Origin of the sequence: Paenibacillus nanensis, assembly GCF_003583765.1 — a bacterium.
Classification (GTDB): Bacteria; Bacillota; Bacilli; order Paenibacillales; family Paenibacillaceae; genus Pristimantibacillus; species Pristimantibacillus nanensis.
In genome coordinates, this window is the sequence record NZ_QXQA01000003.1 from 278,428 (window position 1) to 294,672 (window position 16,245).

General features: G+C 52.7%; 16 protein-coding genes. 15 read left to right on the top strand and 1 reads right to left on the bottom strand.

Translation table 11 applies throughout. The features are described 5' to 3' along the window. The 15 genes from D3P08_RS07585 to D3P08_RS07655 all read left to right on the top strand — a co-directional run bounded on the left by D3P08_RS07585 (window position 1) and on the right by D3P08_RS07655 (window position 15,193). Entirely contained in the window at window positions 1-408 is a 408-nt protein-coding gene (locus tag D3P08_RS07585) for a hypothetical protein (protein WP_119598894.1), read from the top strand. Window positions 409-486: 78 nt separating this feature from the next. Further along, a complete protein-coding gene (lepA, locus tag D3P08_RS07590; RefSeq protein WP_119598895.1) occupies window positions 487-2,304 on the top strand; it encodes a translation elongation factor 4 in 1,818 nt (605 codons plus the stop codon). 65 nt (window positions 2,305-2,369) lie between these two features. After that, window positions 2,370-3,542 carry a radical SAM family heme chaperone HemW gene (gene hemW / locus D3P08_RS07595; RefSeq protein ID WP_206098931.1) on the top strand — a complete coding sequence of 391 codons (1,173 nt, stop codon included), beginning with the start codon at window positions 2,370-2,372 and terminating at the stop codon, window positions 3,540-3,542. Window positions 3,543-3,632: 90 nt separating this feature from the next. Then, window positions 3,633-4,106, top strand: coding sequence for an N-acetyltransferase (locus tag D3P08_RS07600; protein WP_119598896.1), 474 nt, complete (start codon window positions 3,633-3,635; stop codon window positions 4,104-4,106). A gap of 211 nt (window positions 4,107-4,317) precedes the next feature. Next, complete coding sequence (gene hrcA / locus D3P08_RS07605) at window positions 4,318-5,343, top strand: heat-inducible transcriptional repressor HrcA (RefSeq protein ID WP_119598897.1); 1,026 nt, start codon at window positions 4,318-4,320, stop codon at window positions 5,341-5,343. 34 nt (window positions 5,344-5,377) lie between these two features. After that, on the top strand, window positions 5,378-5,950 hold the full coding sequence (gene grpE, locus D3P08_RS07610; protein ID WP_119598898.1) for a nucleotide exchange factor GrpE: 573 nt from the start codon (window positions 5,378-5,380) through the stop codon (window positions 5,948-5,950). Window positions 5,951-5,996: 46 nt separating this feature from the next. Then, on the top strand, window positions 5,997-7,835 hold the full coding sequence (gene dnaK, locus D3P08_RS07615) for a molecular chaperone DnaK (protein WP_119598899.1): 1,839 nt from the start codon (window positions 5,997-5,999) through the stop codon (window positions 7,833-7,835). Window positions 7,836-7,936: 101 nt separating this feature from the next. Further along, entirely contained in the window at window positions 7,937-9,067 is a 1,131-nt protein-coding gene (gene dnaJ, locus D3P08_RS07620; protein ID WP_119598900.1) for a molecular chaperone DnaJ, read from the top strand. A gap of 1,162 nt (window positions 9,068-10,229) precedes the next feature. Beyond that, window positions 10,230-10,403, top strand: coding sequence for a YfhD family protein (locus D3P08_RS07625; protein WP_119598901.1), 174 nt, complete (start codon window positions 10,230-10,232; stop codon window positions 10,401-10,403). After that, window positions 10,403-10,609, top strand: coding sequence for a hypothetical protein (locus D3P08_RS07630; protein WP_119598902.1), 207 nt, complete (start codon window positions 10,403-10,405; stop codon window positions 10,607-10,609). The genes D3P08_RS07625 and D3P08_RS07630 overlap by 1 nt, the downstream gene beginning before the upstream one ends. Before the next feature lie 127 nt (window positions 10,610-10,736). Further along, window positions 10,737-11,726, top strand: coding sequence for a 50S ribosomal protein L11 methyltransferase (gene prmA / locus D3P08_RS07635; RefSeq protein ID WP_119598903.1), 990 nt, complete (start codon window positions 10,737-10,739; stop codon window positions 11,724-11,726). Next, window positions 11,727-12,413, top strand: coding sequence for a site-2 protease family protein (locus tag D3P08_RS07640; protein ID WP_119598904.1), 687 nt, complete (start codon window positions 11,727-11,729; stop codon window positions 12,411-12,413). A gap of 57 nt (window positions 12,414-12,470) precedes the next feature. Next, window positions 12,471-13,253 carry an RsmE family RNA methyltransferase gene (locus D3P08_RS07645; RefSeq protein ID WP_119598981.1) on the top strand — a complete coding sequence of 261 codons (783 nt, stop codon included), beginning with the start codon at window positions 12,471-12,473 and terminating at the stop codon, window positions 13,251-13,253. A gap of 5 nt (window positions 13,254-13,258) precedes the next feature. Continuing rightward, window positions 13,259-14,653, top strand: a complete 1,395-nt coding sequence (mtaB, locus tag D3P08_RS07650; RefSeq protein WP_119598905.1) for a tRNA (N(6)-L-threonylcarbamoyladenosine(37)-C(2))-methylthiotransferase MtaB — start codon at window positions 13,259-13,261, stop codon at window positions 14,651-14,653. A 108-nt stretch (window positions 14,654-14,761) separates the two neighbouring features. Then, on the top strand, window positions 14,762-15,193 hold the full coding sequence (locus tag D3P08_RS07655) for an NUDIX hydrolase (protein ID WP_119598906.1): 432 nt from the start codon (window positions 14,762-14,764) through the stop codon (window positions 15,191-15,193). Window positions 15,194-15,217: 24 nt separating this feature from the next. Here D3P08_RS07655 and D3P08_RS07660 read toward each other — a convergent pair whose 3' ends face one another. After that, window positions 15,218-16,198, bottom strand: coding sequence for a Na/Pi cotransporter family protein (locus D3P08_RS07660; RefSeq protein ID WP_119598907.1), 981 nt, complete (start codon window positions 16,196-16,198; stop codon window positions 15,218-15,220). Between the last annotated feature and the right edge of the window lie 47 nt (window positions 16,199-16,245).

Sequence of the window (16,245 nt, forward strand, 5' to 3'; positions counted from 1 at the left end):
ATGGGACGTCATGCTTGGAAGTGGCTAGGTATAGGCTGCGCGCTGGCATTTCTGGTTCTGTTCGGACTGGAGATGTCCACGACGGGGATCGAACGGATTTATGGACCGATTGAAGGCGAATATGCCGAGGGCTCAAATGGTATCGCTTCTGCGGTAAACGAGCGTTACGAGTCTGAGACGGACAAACGGATTGCGGAGCTGGAGCGGGAGCTGGAGGAGGTCCGCCGCCTTGCGAATGGCGATGGCTACATGGACGAAAAAGGGTATCCGCGTCTTCCGGGCGTGCCTTACGAGGATGAAGAGCCCGCCGTCAATAAGCTCGCCGATTCCACCTCCGGCATGCTGCAATCCGCGTCTAGCGCAGGCATTCGGTTCGTCGTGTCCTTGTTCGACGGCTTATTGAACTAAACCTTCGTTGCTGACATTCCTGCAAGCTGATATAATAGGAAGAATGATTGGATTATTGGAATGTTGGGGGCTTGAGGCATGACAGACGTTCGTGACCGACAGAAGAAAATAAGAAATTTTTCCATTATCGCTCATATTGACCACGGGAAGTCGACGCTTGCGGATCGTATTCTGGAATATACCGGAGCGCTCAGCTCCAGGGAAATGCAGGCGCAAGTACTGGATCAGATGGATTTGGAGCGCGAGCGCGGCATTACGATTAAATTGCAAGCCGTTCGTTTAACGTACCGAGCCGATGACGGCGAGGAATATTTGCTTAACCTGATTGATACGCCGGGCCACGTCGACTTTACATATGAAGTTTCGCGAAGCATGGCGGCTTGCGAAGGCGCGCTGCTCGTCGTTGACGCGGCGCAGGGCATCGAAGCGCAGACGCTTGCTAACGTGTACCTCGCGCTGGATAATAACCTTGAGGTGCTGCCGGTTATTAACAAAATCGATCTTCCGAGCGCGGAGCCGGAGCGGGTGAAGCAGGAGATCGAAGACGTAATCGGGTTGGACGCAAGCGAAGCGGTCCATGCTTCCGCCAAAGCGGGCATCGGCATCAAGGAAATTTTGGAGCAGGTCGTTACCAAAATTCCGCCGCCGAACGGCGATCCAGACCAGCCGCTGAAGGCGCTCATTTTCGACTCCCATTATGACGCGTATAAAGGCGTTATTGTGTACGTAAGGGTTGTCGACGGAAGCATTCGCGCTGGCAAGAAGATCCGTTTCATGGCGACAGGCGCGGAGTTCGAGGTCATCGAGGTCGGCGCGTTTAAGCCGCGCATGACAATCGTCGACGAGCTGTCTGTCGGCGATGTAGGATTCGTCGTAGCGGGTATTAAAAACGTTAAGGATACGCGTGTCGGCGACACCGTCACCGATGCCAAGCGACCGGCTCCCGAGCCGCTGCCGGGCTACCGCCGGATTAATCCGATGGTGTATTGCGGTCTATATCCGATTGAGACGCAGGATTATAACGATTTGCGCGAAGCGCTGGAGAAGCTCGAGCTTAATGACGCGTCTCTCCGCTATGAGCCGGAATCGTCGACGGCGCTCGGATTCGGCTTCCGATGCGGCTTCCTGGGACTTCTCCACATGGAGATTATCCAGGAGCGGATTGAACGGGAATTCAACATCCCTCTCATTACGACCGCGCCGAGCGTTATTTACAAGGTGACATTGACAAACGGCGAGCAGCACGACATCGACAATCCGTCCAACTATCCGGAATCCGGCCGTCTGGACTATGTCGAGGAACCGTATGTCAAAGCTTCGATCATCGTTCCGAACGATTACGTCGGTACAATTATGGAGCTTTGCCAGGGCAAACGCGGCGAGTTTCTCAATATGGAATATCTGGATACAAACCGCGTTACGTTGTCTTACGATATGCCGTTGTCTGAAATCGTTTATGATTTCTTCGATCAATTGAAATCGAGAACGAAGGGTTACGCTTCGTTCGATTACGAGCTTTCGGGCTACCGCAAATCCAATCTGGTGAAGATGGATATTATGCTGAACGGCGAGCAGGTTGACGCCTTGTCCGTAATTGTTCACCGGGACAGAGCGTATCAACGAGGGCGGATCATTTGCGAGAAGATGAAGGAGCTTATCCCTCGCCAAATGTTCGAGGTGCCGGTACAGGCTTCCATCGGCACCAAGGTTATTGCGCGCGAAACGGTAAAGGCGATGCGCAAAAACGTTCTTGCCAAGTGCTACGGCGGCGATATCAGCCGGAAGCGCAAGCTGCTCGAGAAGCAGAAGGAAGGCAAGAAGCGGATGAAGCAGGTCGGCAGCGTCGAAGTGCCACAGGAAGCGTTTATGGCGGTGCTCAAAATCGACGAAGATTAAAAATGGTCAAGATGGGGGAGAGCGATGCTCTCCTTCCTTTTTTGCCCCCGGAAGGAGATGGAAGAATGAATCCATTACAAGCGTCCCCGAAGGCGCTCTATATTCATATCCCTTTTTGCACGAACAAATGCCACTATTGCGATTTTACTTCCTATGTGCTGAAAGGCCAGCCGGTGGATCAATATTTGGACGCCTTGGAGGAAGAGATGAAGCGGACCGTAGCCGCTCTTCCCCCGCAGCGAATCGAGACGGTTTTCGTTGGAGGAGGCACGCCGACCGTGCTTACGCCTCCGCAGATGGAACGGTTTCTAAAGTCGGTATTCGCGCACTTTCCGATCGCGGCTGACGCGGAATTTACGATGGAAGCCAATCCAGGCACGACGGATATCGACAAGCTGCAGGCAATGAAAGCGGGCGGAGTAAACAGGATCAGCTTCGGCGTGCAATCATTCGATAACGGACTGCTGGAGCGTATCGGGCGCATTCACAATGTCGACGATGTGTATCGCAGCCTTGAGAACGCGCGCGCCGTTGGCTTTGACAATCTGTCCATCGATCTTATGTTCGGCTTGCCGAAGCAGACGCTGGCGCAGCTGGCGGACAGTGTGGAGAGGGCTATGGCGCTCGGACTGCCGCATTATTCGCTGTATAGTTTGAAGGTTGAAGAGAACACGCTGTTTCACAAGTTATATGAACGCAATGAGCTTCCGCTGCCTGCGGAAGAAGAGGAATATGAGATGTTTCTTCTATTAATGAAGAAGCTGAAAGAGAACGGTTACCGCCATTATGAGATCAGCAATTTCGCGAAGCCGGGTTATGAGAGCCGGCACAACTCCGTTTATTGGCGCAATGAACCGTATTACGGACTGGGAGCGGGTGCGCATGGGTACGCGAAGCGCGAACGGCATGTGAATCTAAAAGGGATTCAGCCTTACATCGAAGCCAACAAAGAAAGGCTGCCTAGGCTTGAAGTATACGATATTCCAGAGAGCGAGGCGATGGAGGACTTTATGATGGTCGGTCTCCGCCTGCTGGATGGGGTTCGCGCTTCCCGTTTCGAAGAGCAGTTCCCTGGCCGGAAGCTGGAGGACGTATTCGGACCGGTAATCGAGAAGCAGCTGCGTGACGGATTGCTCGAGCGGCTGGAACGGGACGGGGATTTTGTGTATAGGCTAACGGAGCGAGGTGTATTGCTGGGCAATGAAGTGTTCGGCGCTTTCATTACCGCGGCGGTATAAATATCTCTTGAGAATTAATTCGTTATGATGTATATTTATTCATATTCATAACGAATGATCATTCGGGGACTCGCGGAGGTGCAGGCAGCGATGCAAGCAGTGGAAGTGTTATGCAGAACGGCAACAAAAGATGATGTGGAAACATTATATCAGCTCATTAAAGGCTACGCTGAGAAAGGTGTCATGCTGCCTCGAACGCGCGAGACCCTAACCTATATAATCGATACGTTCGTCGTGGCGGAAATCGGAGGCGAGATTGTCGGCTGCGGTTCGAATTTGAGGCTGGGCGATAATTTAATCGAAATCCGGTCCTTGGGCATTACGGACGGCTACAAGAGCCTGGGCATCGGGAGCAAGCTGGTGGACAAATTGCTGGAGCAGGCAAAAGCCCAAGGCGTAACAAAGGTGATGGCGCTGACTTATGCCGTTTCGTTTTTCGAGCGGAACGGATTCAAGGTTGTGGACAAAGAAATTTTCCCCGAGAAAGTATGGCGGGATTGCGTCAACTGTCCGAAGCAGCATGCTTGCGACGAAATCGCGGTGCTGAAAGAATTGAATGAATGAGGCCATTATATCGTTCCATTATGAACGCTTTGCCGCCGCTCTTCAGAGTGTGCTGCAAGGCGTTTTTCATGCAGATGCTCCGCCGAAAAATAACGAACCGACTTGACAATAAGGAAGCGGGTTTGGTATTTTTGTATTAGCGATTAGCACTCATTGCTGTTGAGTGCTAACGGATGAAGAAGATAAACCTTAATACAATGGAGGGATTGAAATGCTGACGGATCGCCAACGTATGATTTTGAATGCAATCGTAGATGATTATATTCGCTCTGCGGAACCGGTCGGTTCACGCAGCATTTCGAAGCGCGGCGACGTCGCTTTCAGTCCTGCGACGATTCGTAACGAGATGGCGGACCTGGAGGAGCTCGGCTTCCTTGAACAGCCGCATACGTCCGCAGGCCGCGTGCCGTCCACGAAGGGCTATCGGTATTACGTCGATCATCTTGTTCAGCGCAAGCAGCTGAACGAAGAGGATCTGAATATGGTCCGTTCGCTCGTATCGGACAAGATGAACCAAATGGAGCAGGTGATTCAGCATACGGCTTCCATTTTGTCCAATTTGACGAACTACACCTCGATTTTGCTGGGACCGGAGCTGTTAAACGCTTCCTTGAAGCATTTCGGCTTAGTGCCGTTAAACGCGACATCCGCGGTAGCGATTATCGTAACGAATACGGGGCATGTTGAAAACCGGACCATTCCGATCCCGCCCGACGTTCAGATGGACGAAATGCAGAAGGTAGTCAATATTTTAAATACAAAGCTGGTCGGTGTGCCTCTTATCCGGCTGAAAGCGAAGCTGTACAGCGAGGTTGGCCAGGAGCTTGAGCGGCATGTCGATCATTATGAAGCGCTTCTTAACATGCTTGAGGGCGCGCTTCAGAACGATGAAGAGCAGCGCGTGTTTATGAGCGGCACGACCAACATGCTGACGCAGCCGGAATTTAAGGATGTCGACAAAGTGAAAACCATTCTTGATTTGCTGAGCGAAACGCCTGCCGTTATGAAGCTGGTGTCTTCCGCGTCTACGGGCATACAAGTCCGTATCGGAACGGAGAATGATCATCAAGCGATTAGCGATTGCAGTTTGATTACCGCCACTTATTCGCTTGACGGAGAGCCGCTCGGAACTATCGGCATATTAGGACCTACCCGGATGGAATACGGCAAAGTCATAAGCCTGATCGATATGATCTCCAAGGACATGGGGACATTGCTGAGCCGTTGGTATAAATAATGACGGACTTGGATTATTTTTAGGAGGTGATTAGATGAGCGAGAAGGAACAACATAACGATGCAGTGGATACAGTAGTGGATGAGGCTGTTGCTGAGGAGACGCTGGAAACCGCGGCCGACGGGCAGCCGGAGGAAGCTCCGGCTGATGCGGCGGATGACGCGCGGTACGCGGAGCTTGCCAAGCAAGCGGAAGATGCCCAGCAGCGATACTTACGAGCGCAGGCGGACTTTGACAACTTCCGCCGCCGGACAATGAAAGAAAAAGAAGAGCTTGGACAATACGCGTCCATGAAGCTTCTTGGCCAGTTGCTGCCGGTCGTTGATAACTTCGAGCGCGCAATTGCCGCGTCATCGAGCAACAGCGACTATGAGTCGCTCGCCAAAGGCGTGGATATGATTTTCCGCCAGCTGACGCAGACGCTGGAAGCGGAAGGACTGAAGCCGATTCAAGCAGTCGGTGAACCGTTTAATCCCGAATTCCATCAGGCTATTATGCAGGTGGAGTCCGATGAATATGAAGAAGGCATCGTCGTGGAGGAAGTGCAGAAAGGCTATATGCTGAAAGACAAAGTGCTTCGCCCTGCGATGGTTAAAGTAAGCGGATAAGAATGACATGCATCATACGAATCGAAAAAATTAGGAGGATAAAGCCATGAGCAAAGTTATCGGTATTGACTTAGGTACAACGAACTCCTGCGTTGCCGTAATGGAAGGCGGCGAGGCAGTCGTTATTCCGAATCCGGAAGGCAACCGCACGACGCCTTCCGTAGTCGGCTTTAAGAAGGACGGAGAGCGCATCGTCGGTGAAACGGCGAAGCGTCAAGCAATCACAAACCCTGACCGCACCATTATCTCCATCAAACGTCACATGGGTACGAACCATAAAGAAAACATCGACGGCAAAGAATATACGCCGCAAGAAATTTCGGCTATTATTCTGCAGAAGCTGAAAGCGGACGCCGAAGCTTATCTGGGCCAGCCGGTTACCCAAGCGGTTATTACCGTTCCGGCATATTTCAACGACAGCCAGCGTCAAGCGACGAAGGACGCGGGTAAGATCGCGGGTCTTGAGGTTCTTCGTATTGTCAACGAACCTACAGCCGCGGCGCTTGCATACGGTCTGGAGAAAGCGGAAGATCAGACGATTCTTGTATACGACCTCGGCGGCGGTACGTTCGACGTATCCATCCTGGAGCTCGGCGACGGCTTCTTCGAAGTTAAAGCGACAAGCGGCGACAACCAATTGGGCGGCGACGACTTCGACCAAGTGATTATCGATCATCTGGTCAGCGAATTTAAGAAGGAGCAAGGCGTTGACCTTTCCAAAGACAAGGCGGCGGTTCAGCGTCTGAAGGACGCGGCTGAGAAAGCGAAAAAAGAGCTTTCCGGCGTCATGACGACGACGATTTCCCTGCCGTTCATTACGATGGTAGACGGCGTGCCTCAGCATCTTGAGATGAACCTGACTCGCGCGAAATTCGAGGAGTTGTCCGCTGATCTGGTTGAACGTACGCTTGGCCCGACACGCCAAGCGCTCAGCGACGCTGGCATGACGGCTAACGATATTGATAAAATCGTGCTAGTCGGCGGTTCGACTCGTATTCCTGCCGTTCAGGAAGCCGTGAAGAAGCTGACAGGAAAAGAGCCGCACAAAGGCGTAAATCCGGACGAAGTGGTTGCGCTTGGCGCGGCTGTTCAAGCCGGCGTATTGACCGGCGACGTGAAAGATGTCGTTCTGCTGGACGTGACGCCATTGTCGCTCGGTATCGAAACGGCAGGCGGCGTATTTACAAAAATGATCGACCGCAACACGACGATTCCAACGAGCAAGTCGCAGGTGTTCTCGACGTACGCGGACAATCAGCCAGCCGTTGAAATCCACGTGCTTCAGGGCGAACGCTCCATGGCGGCGGGCAACAAGACGCTCGGACGCTTTACGCTAAGCGATATCCCGCCGGCTCCGCGCGGCGTGCCGCAAATCGAAGTGACATTTGATATCGACGCGAACGGTATCGTTAACGTATCGGCGCTTGATAAAGGCACCGGCAAGAGCCAAAAAATTACGATCACTTCCTCGAGCGGCCTGAGCGACGCCGAAATCGAAAAAATGATGAAGGACGCCGAGCTGCACGCGGAAGAAGACCGCAAGCGCAAAGAGCTGGTTGAAGCGAAAAACACGGCTGACCAGCTTGTCTACTCCACCGAGAAGACGATTAAAGAGCTTGGCGACAAAGTTGACGCTTCCGAGGTCGAAAAAGCGAATGCGGCGAAGGAGAAGGTTACGGCAGCGATCGCGACTGACGATCTTGAGCAAATCAAAGCGGCTACAGAAGAATTGACGGCTGTTGTGCAGCAATTGTCTACGAAGCTGTACGAGCAAGCGGCTCAAGCTGGAGCGGCCGAGGGCGGAGCGGAAAGCGACGCGGCAGGCGCGAAAGGCAAAGACAACGTGGTTGACGCCGACTACGAGGTTGTTGACGAGAAGAAGTAAGCGGGACAACAGGCGAGAGGTCAAAGGGAGGGCTTGCCCTGTCTTTGACCTCCTTTCGTGCGTATAAGGGACTAATGAAGCAGCGGGGGTGAGATGATCGGATGGCTAACAAACGCGATTATTATGAAGTGCTGGGTGTCGGTAAGGATGCCTCCGCGGAAGATATTAAAAAGGCGTACCGCAAGCTGGCGAGACAATATCATCCGGACGTCAACAAGGCTGAGGATGCGGAAGCGAAATTCAAAGAAGTGAAGGAAGCTTACGATGTGCTAAGCGATGACGGCAAGCGGGCAACCTATGACCGCTACGGTCATGTCGATCCGAATCAAGGCTTTGGCGGCGGTGCCGGCGGAGCGGACTTCGGCGGCTTTGGCGACATTTTTGATATGTTCTTCGGAGGAGGCGGCAGCCGCCGCGATCCGAACGCGCCCCAACGGGGCAACGATCTTCAATATACGATGACGATCGAATTTAAGGAAGCGGTATTTGGCAAAGAAGCCGAGATTACGATTCCGCGGACAGAATCCTGCGATACTTGCCATGGTTCCGGGGCGAAGCCGGGAACGAAGCCGGAGACTTGCTCGACCTGCCGAGGCTCAGGCCAGCAAGAGGTCGTGCAGAACACGCCGTTCGGCCGTATGGTCAACCGCCGGGCCTGTACGAACTGCGGCGGCACAGGCCGCATTATCCGCGAGAAATGCGGAACCTGCCATGGCGCGGGCAAAGTGAAAAAGCAGCGCCGCATCAAGGTGAACATTCCTGCGGGTGTGGACGACGGCGCGCAAATCCGGATGTCCGGCGAAGGTGAAGGCGGACTCAGAGGCGGTCCTTCGGGCGACTTGTACATTGTGCTTCGAGTGAAGAAGCATGAGTTCTTCGACCGCGAAGGCGACGATATTTATTGCGAGGTGCCGCTCACTTTCGTGCAAGCCGCACTCGGCGATGAAATCGAAATACCGACATTAACGGAGAAGGTGAAGCTGAAGATCCCTGCGGGCACACAGACGGGCACCTACTTCAGACTGAAAGGGAAAGGCGTTCCGAAGCTGCGCGGCTACGGCACGGGCGATCAGCATGTCAAGGTAACCATCGTGACGCCGACAAGCCTGACCGATGAGCAAAAGGAGCTGCTTCGTCAATTCGGCGATCTATCCGGAGAGTCAACCAGCGAACAACAAGAGCATCATGAATCTATTTTTGAACGTATGAAGAAGGCGTTCCGCGGCGATTAGCGCGGAGCGTCTTTTTTTTGGTTCAAGGAGGGGATGATTCCCCCATGGCGCGAGTCGTCTTGTAAAACGGTGGGAACTTGTATGAAAAAACGCACCAAAGAGGGCGGCAGAGTGGCAGGGTACGTGATTTGTACGAAAAATCGTACAAAAGTGGGCGAGAAGAGCAACGTATGGCGTGAATTGTACAAAAAATCGTACAAGAGAGGCCGGGTAGAGTGGCATGTGGCGTGAATTGTGCGAAAAAACGTACAAAGTGGGCGAGAAGAGCGGCAAATGGCGTGATTTGTACGAAAAAACATACAAAAGAGGCGGGTAGAGCGGCAAGTAGCGTGAATTGTATGAAATACCGTACAAAAGTGGGCGAGAAGAGCGGCAAATGGCGTGATTTGTACGAAAAATCGTACAAAAGAGGGCGAGAAGAGCTACGTGTGGCGTGAATTGTACGAAAAATCGTACAAAAGTGGGCGAGAAGAGCTGCATATGGCGTGAATTGTACGAAAAATCGTACAAAAGTGGTCGGGTGGAGTGGCAGGTGGCGTGAATTGTACGAAAAATCGCTCAGAAGAGGCAGGGTAGAGCTGCAAATGGCGTGATTTGTACGAAAAATCATACTAAAGAGGCGGGTAGAGCGGCAAATGGCGTGATTTGTACGAAAAATCGTACAAAAGTGGTCGGGTGGAGTGGCAGGTGGCGTGAATTGTACGAAAAATCGCTCAGAAGAGGCAGGGTAGAGCTGCATATGGCGTGAATTGTACGAAAAATCGTACAAAAGTGGGCGAGAAGGGCTGCAAATGGCGTGAATTTGTGCGAAAAATCATACAAAAGTGGTCGGGCGGAGTGGCAGGTGGTGTGAATTGTACGAAAAATCGTACAAAAGTGGTCGGGTGGAGTGGCAGGTGGCGTGAATTGTACGAAAAATCGCTCAAAAGAGGCAGGGGAGAGCTGCAAATGGCGTGCGTGATTTGTATGAAAAATCGTACAAAAAGGGCAGAGGTGCAGCAAATAATGGGGGCTTGTATGGTAAAACGTGCAAGATAGCGAGCTGCCACCCATATAACTAGACACCCGGTTAGATGCGATCCTATTGTATAAGAACCTTTACATAAGCGCATTCTAAGTTGGTATATATCCAGCATACGAAAGCGGAGGAGGTTTCAGCGAAATGAATGAAAACTATAACAACAACTTGAATCCTGACAATGCCGGATTACTGCCGGAGGATATGGACGGGAAAGTGGAAGACGTAGAGTTTTCGGAAGAGCTGGCTGATGAAGCGGACCGAATCGCGCAGCGGCGCGCAAGGGAAGCGGATGCTCGCAACGAGGAGCGCTCCTAATGTCGCCTGTAGAGATTAACGCATCCTTTCATAATGAACAGGAAGCGCAAGAAGCGCTCCATAAGCTGCAGGCGCTTCGTGTTGTTGAGGTGGGCGGCTTAAATGAAAGCGGCTTGTTAACAGCGACGGTGGATGAGTCGGTGGCAGACCGCGCGATGAGACTAATTGAGCAAGTCGGAGGGAGCATCAGCTCAGATCTGATGTAAACACCATAGATATGAAATATTCGAATGACGCAACGGCGATTGCTGGTTTTTGCGTCATTTTTTTGTGCTTCTGCGCCCGTCTGGTGTACAATAGAGGATAGGCATTTTGACTTGGGAGGCAATACATATGAAATGGCATGAACTAACGATCGCAACAACTGAAGAAGCGACGGAAATGATTTCGAACTTCCTGCATGAAATGGGAGCAGGCGGCGTATCCATTGAAGAATCCGGCACGCTTAACAAGCCTCGCGACACCTCGCTGGGACAATGGTATGAGCTGCCTCTTAACGATATACCGGAAGGGCAAGCGGTAATTAAAGGGTATTTTGCTGAGGGTACTGATTTGGAGGCGCTGATCGAAGCGTTAAAGCCGCGCGTCGACGAACTGAAGCAATTCGATATCGACACGGGAGAAGTAACGTATTCCGCGGTTGAAGTGGATGACGAGGATTGGGCAACGGCTTGGAAGCAATATTTTAAGCCGATCCGCGTTTCGGATACGCTGACGATCAAGCCTACGTGGGAGGAATACGAAGCCAGCGAAGGGGAGCGGATTATTGAGCTTGATCCAGGCATGGCTTTCGGAACCGGCACGCACCCGACGACGGCATTGTGCCTCCAGACGTTGGAGTCAGTAGTAAAAGGCGGCGAAGAGATGATCGACGTTGGTACGGGCTCAGGCATTCTTGCCATCGGCGCGTGCCGTCTCGGAGCAAAAAGCGTTCTTGCTCTGGATCTTGATCCGGTCGCAGTATCGAGCGCGACGGAGAACGTTAGCTTGAACGGTTTGTCGGATCAAGTGGAGGTTAAGCTAAGCGACCTGCTTGGGGTTCTGCGCGAAAATCAGAATGAGATGAATCACGATGAGCAGCTTCGCGTTACGGTACCGGTTGATTTGGTCGTCGCCAATATACTTGCGGAAATTATTTTGTTGTTCATCGACGATGTCTATGCTGCGCTGAAGCCTGGCGGTATTTACATTGCATCGGGTGTTTACAAAAATAAAGAAACCGACGTGGAGCATGGGTTAATCACTTCGGGCTTCCAAATTATTGAGAAACGCCGCGACGAGGACTGGATCGCGTTTGTGGCAAAAAAACCGCAGGAGGGCTAAATGGAGAGATTCCTTTGGTATCCGCTTGAGCATTTGCCGTTCATCGTAATCGTGCTAATGATTGTGTTCACTGTTCATGAATTTGCTCATGCCTACAGTGCGTACAAGTTCGGGGATGATACGGCCTATAAGGAGGGCAGGGTGTCTCTGAACCCAATGGTTCATTTGGATCTGTTCGGCACTATCTTGCTCCTTATTGCCGGCTTCGGTTGGGCGAAGCCGGTACCCGTTAGAACGAGCAGGTTCAAGCATCGGCGCGTAATGAGCATTATTGTGTCTGCAGTAGGTCCGCTTAGTAATTTGCTGATGGCGGTTATCGGTTTGCTGCTCGTTTACATTTTATTTGCCACCGGGCTTATGCACGCCGGATCGGTTGGCGTTCAAAGCGCTTTATCCGTATTTTTCTTATATTTCATATCAATCAATCTTCTATTGTTTGTATTCAACTTGATTCCATTACCACCGCTTGACGGTTACCGCATCGTTTCAGAGTTTTTACCTCTTCGTTTGCGCTATAAAGTGGAGCAGAACATTCAATGGGGCATGATTATCTTTTTATTGCTCGTCTTTATCCCTCCATTGAGGGCTGTGACACTAGATCCGATATTAGGGATACAGACCCCCATTTTTAATGGGTTAGATGGATTGTTAAGTTCCATATTCGGTTTCAAAGTTTTTTGGAACTAGATTCAAATGGATTTATTGAAGATAAACATGCTATGATGAAGGATGGAATTTAAGCTTATGCAACGATATTTTGTGGCGCCGGAGCAAATCAAAGACGGCGTCGTGACGATAACGGGCGAGGATGCCCACCATGCGGCCCGCGTCATGCGCATGAAGCCGGAAGACCGGTTCATCGCATGTGACGGACAGGGACGCACGGCCCTAGCCGCTGTAGTGGAAGCATCGCCGCAGGAAGTGCGCGCGGAGGTGCTGGAGCTGCTGCCGCTTGACAGTGAGCCGCGGTGGTCGGTAACGATCGCGCAAAGCTTGCCGAAGGGCGACAAGATGGAGCTTGTCATACAGAAAGGAACGGAGATCGGCGCCGCCGCGTTCCTTCCTTTTGAGTCGGAGCGAATGGTTGTCCAGTACGACGGCAAAAAGGAAGCGAAGCGTCTGGAGCGATGGGGCAAAATCGCGAAAGAAGCGGCGGAGCAGGCGCATCGGCAGCGTATTCCTGAGCTGAAGACGCTGCATAGCTGGAAGCAGCTGTTAGCCGCTGTCAAGGAATATGATCTCGCGCTCTTCTGCTACGAGCGAGAGGGCAAGGACGCGCATGGCCGAGGAATCGGCGACGTCGTGCGCAAATGGAAGATGGACAATGCCGGCAAGGCGGATACCCGGGCGAATATTCTGCTGATTGTCGGGTCCGAAGGCGGGTTCACCGAGCGTGAAGCCGAGGAAGCGGAAGCAGCGGGAGCACAGCTTGCCGGTCTCGGCAAACGGATACTTCGAACGGAAACGGCGGGTTTGGTCGGACTTACCTGCTTGCTATATGAATCTGGAGAAATGGGAGGAGCGTGACCATCATGCCATCAGTCGCGTTTTATACTTTAGGCTGCAAAGTAAACTTCTACGATACGGAAGCGATCTGGCAGCTGTTCAAAAATGAAGGTTACGAGCAAGTCGATTTTGAAACGAACACAGCCGATGTTTACTTAATTAATACGTGTACGGTAACAAATACAGGCGATAAAAAGAGCCGTCAAATTATTCGCCGCGCGGTCAGACGCAATCCGGACGCGATTATTGCGGTAACGGGCTGCTACGCGCAGACGTCGCCTGCGGAAATTATGGCCATCGAAGGCGTCGATCTTGTCATCGGCACGCAAGACCGAGACAAGATTATGACGTACGTGAAGCAAATACAGGAAGACCGCAAACCGGTAAACGCGGTGCGCAACATTATGAAGACGCGCAGCTTCGAGGAGCTGGATGTGCCGGACTTTGCCGAGCGCACGCGCGCGTTCCTGAAAATTCAAGAAGGCTGCAACAACTTCTGCACCTTCTGTATTATTCCATGGTCGAGAGGCTTGTCGCGCAGCCGCGACCCGCAAAGCGTGCTGGAGCAGGCGAAAGCGCTAGTTGCGGCCGGCTACAAAGAGATCGTCCTGACGGGAATTCATACCGGCGGGTACGGCGACGATATGGAAAATTACAATTTGACCAGCCTGCTTTGGGATTTGGACAAGGTGGAGGGGCTGGAACGGATCCGGATCAGCTCGATCGAGGCGAGTCAAATCGACGACGCGATGATTGAAGTGCTGAACCGCTCGAGCAAAATGTGCCGTCATTTGCACATTCCGCTGCAAGCCGGCGAAAATTCGGTGTTGAAGCGTATGCGCCGCAAGTATACGACGGAAGAATTCGCCGCTAAAATCAAACGTCTGAAAGAAGCGATGCCTGGCGTCGCGATTACAACGGACGTAATCGTCGGCTTCCCCGGCGAGACGGATGAAATGTTCGAAGCAGGCTATCGCTTTATGGAGGAGCTGGGCTTCGCGGAAATGCACGTATTCCCGTATTCGAAACGGACGGGAACTCCTGCTGCAAGGATGGAAGACCAAGTGGACGAGGAAGTGAAAAACGAACGCGTTCATAAGCTGATCGACCTGTCCGAAAAAATGCAGCTGCAGTACGCAGAAAAGTATGTCGGCGCCGTGCTCGACGTCATCCCGGAGCGGGATTACAAAGGCGCGCCTGGCCAAGGACTTGTCATGGGGTATACCGACAACTATTTGCAGGTTGTGTTTGACGGCTCCGAAGATTTGATCGGACAGCTCTGCCGCGTGAAGATTACGGAAGCGGGAGTCAACGAATGCCGCGGCCAATTCATTCGCGTGCTGGATTCGAGAGTTCCGGCGGAGCAGCCGGAAGCAACACAATCGTTCGAATACGAGCGTCCTGAAGCTTTGCAGGCTTAGGCGCGGGCATTAGGCGGGATTCCTTTTCTTTTCGCGTCATATCCGAAAAGATGAAGGAATCCTTTGCTGCATATACTATTCCCGTAAAGGTTGTAAGGGGGAAGGGACATGTTGGAAATTTCTGCAGGCGGGGTCGTTTTCCGCCATAATGAGCAAGGTGAATTGCAGGTTCAGCTCATTCAGGACCGGTACGGCAAGGTGTCGCTCCCGAAGGGGAAGATGGAAGCGGGCGAGACGGTCGAGCAGACCGCGCTTCGCGAAATCGAAGAGGAGACCGGACTGAAGGGCGTTATTGTTGCGCCGATCGATCAAATCAAGTACCAATACGAGCATAGTGAACACGGAACGGTGAACAAGGAGGTTCATTATTATCTCGTGGAAGCGGTTGGCGGCAAGCATCAAGCGCAGGTGGAAGAAATCCGGGGCGTCGATTGGTTCGAGCCGCTTGAGGCCTGGCGCCGCCAGAAGCAATCCGGCTACGACAACAACCATCGCATCGTTGCCGGAGCGCTTCAGCTGCTGGGCATTTCGGTCAGCTAGTGCGACTTCCCGCTTATTCCGTGTTTAACCTAAGTCCGCTGTCTCTAATCGCTTAATGGGACCGATATAGCAGAGGGGCAGCGCGAGCAGCGAGCATACGATATTAAAGATCGTTTGCGCGTGGGCGATCATCGAAGCAGGCGAATGCGAGAGCCACTCGGCAACGGCCGCCAGCTCGCCGACGAGGGGAAGGAACAGCAATGCTCCGAACACGTTAAGCAGCGTATGCGAATAAGCGACATATTGTCCCGCGCGCGAACCGCCGATGCTAGCCAGCAACGCGGTAACGCAAGTGCCGATATTGGAGCCTAGGACGAAGGCTACGCCCAGCTCCGGCGGCATGGCTCCGATCGTCAGAAATCCCATGACGAGGCCGATGACAGCCGCGCTGCTATGGATGGCGGCGGTTAGAATGGCTCCTGCCGCCAGTCCCCACCAAATGCCGGTCCCCGCTTTGTCCATAAACCAGGCAAACATCTCGCTTTGCTGAACGGCGGGACCGATGGATTGCATCAGCGAAAGGCCGTACAACAGAAGGCCAAAGCCGCATATTGCGACAGAAGCCGAACGGACGGGATCCAGCCAGCGCGGCTTGCGGAGCCATGGAATTAGCTTTATTTCACCGAATAGAGCTGTCACAAGCCACATCCCTATCGAAAAAAGCAGAAAAGGCTTCGCCAATTGCTGAATGTTAAGGCCGATCAATTCGGTTGTTAAGCAAGTGCCGATATTGGTGCCGAGTATGATGCCCAGCGTTCGCGGAAAGGTGAGCACGCGGGCGTTGACGAGGCCGATAGAAATAACCGTGACGGCCGTGCTGCTCTGCAGAACCGCCGTTGTTGCCGTGCCGACCGCAAGCCCGTGAAGAGGCGTCTTCGTCGACCGCTGCAGCGCTTGCGTCAAATATGGACCGGCCAGCCGATGCAAAGCCAGCTCCATCAGCTTCATGCCGCACATAAAGACGGAGAAGCCAAGCAGCATAGGCAATAGAATGGAATGGATCATGCTCGTAAATCCCCTTTTTGGTTGATGCGGATACCTTATAGCTATGC

Coding starts and splice junctions, on each gene's coding strand:
- D3P08_RS07585 (WP_119598894.1), top strand. CDS start 1: ATGGGACGTCATGCTTGGAAGTGGCTAGGTATAGGCTGCGCGCTGGCA.
- lepA (WP_119598895.1), top strand. CDS start 487: ATGACAGACGTTCGTGACCGACAGAAGAAAATAAGAAATTTTTCCATT.
- hemW (WP_206098931.1), top strand. CDS start 2,370: ATGAATCCATTACAAGCGTCCCCGAAGGCGCTCTATATTCATATCCCT.
- D3P08_RS07600 (WP_119598896.1), top strand. CDS start 3,633: ATGCAAGCAGTGGAAGTGTTATGCAGAACGGCAACAAAAGATGATGTG.
- hrcA (WP_119598897.1), top strand. CDS start 4,318: ATGCTGACGGATCGCCAACGTATGATTTTGAATGCAATCGTAGATGAT.
- grpE (WP_119598898.1), top strand. CDS start 5,378: ATGAGCGAGAAGGAACAACATAACGATGCAGTGGATACAGTAGTGGAT.
- dnaK (WP_119598899.1), top strand. CDS start 5,997: ATGAGCAAAGTTATCGGTATTGACTTAGGTACAACGAACTCCTGCGTT.
- dnaJ (WP_119598900.1), top strand. CDS start 7,937: ATGGCTAACAAACGCGATTATTATGAAGTGCTGGGTGTCGGTAAGGAT.
- D3P08_RS07625 (WP_119598901.1), top strand. CDS start 10,230: ATGAATGAAAACTATAACAACAACTTGAATCCTGACAATGCCGGATTA.
- D3P08_RS07630 (WP_119598902.1), top strand. CDS start 10,403: ATGTCGCCTGTAGAGATTAACGCATCCTTTCATAATGAACAGGAAGCG.
- prmA (WP_119598903.1), top strand. CDS start 10,737: ATGAAATGGCATGAACTAACGATCGCAACAACTGAAGAAGCGACGGAA.
- D3P08_RS07640 (WP_119598904.1), top strand. CDS start 11,727: ATGGAGAGATTCCTTTGGTATCCGCTTGAGCATTTGCCGTTCATCGTA.
- D3P08_RS07645 (WP_119598981.1), top strand. CDS start 12,471: ATGCAACGATATTTTGTGGCGCCGGAGCAAATCAAAGACGGCGTCGTG.
- mtaB (WP_119598905.1), top strand. CDS start 13,259: ATGCCATCAGTCGCGTTTTATACTTTAGGCTGCAAAGTAAACTTCTAC.
- D3P08_RS07655 (WP_119598906.1), top strand. CDS start 14,762: ATGTTGGAAATTTCTGCAGGCGGGGTCGTTTTCCGCCATAATGAGCAA.
- D3P08_RS07660 (WP_119598907.1), bottom strand. CDS start 16,198: ATGATCCATTCCATTCTATTGCCTATGCTGCTTGGCTTCTCCGTCTTT.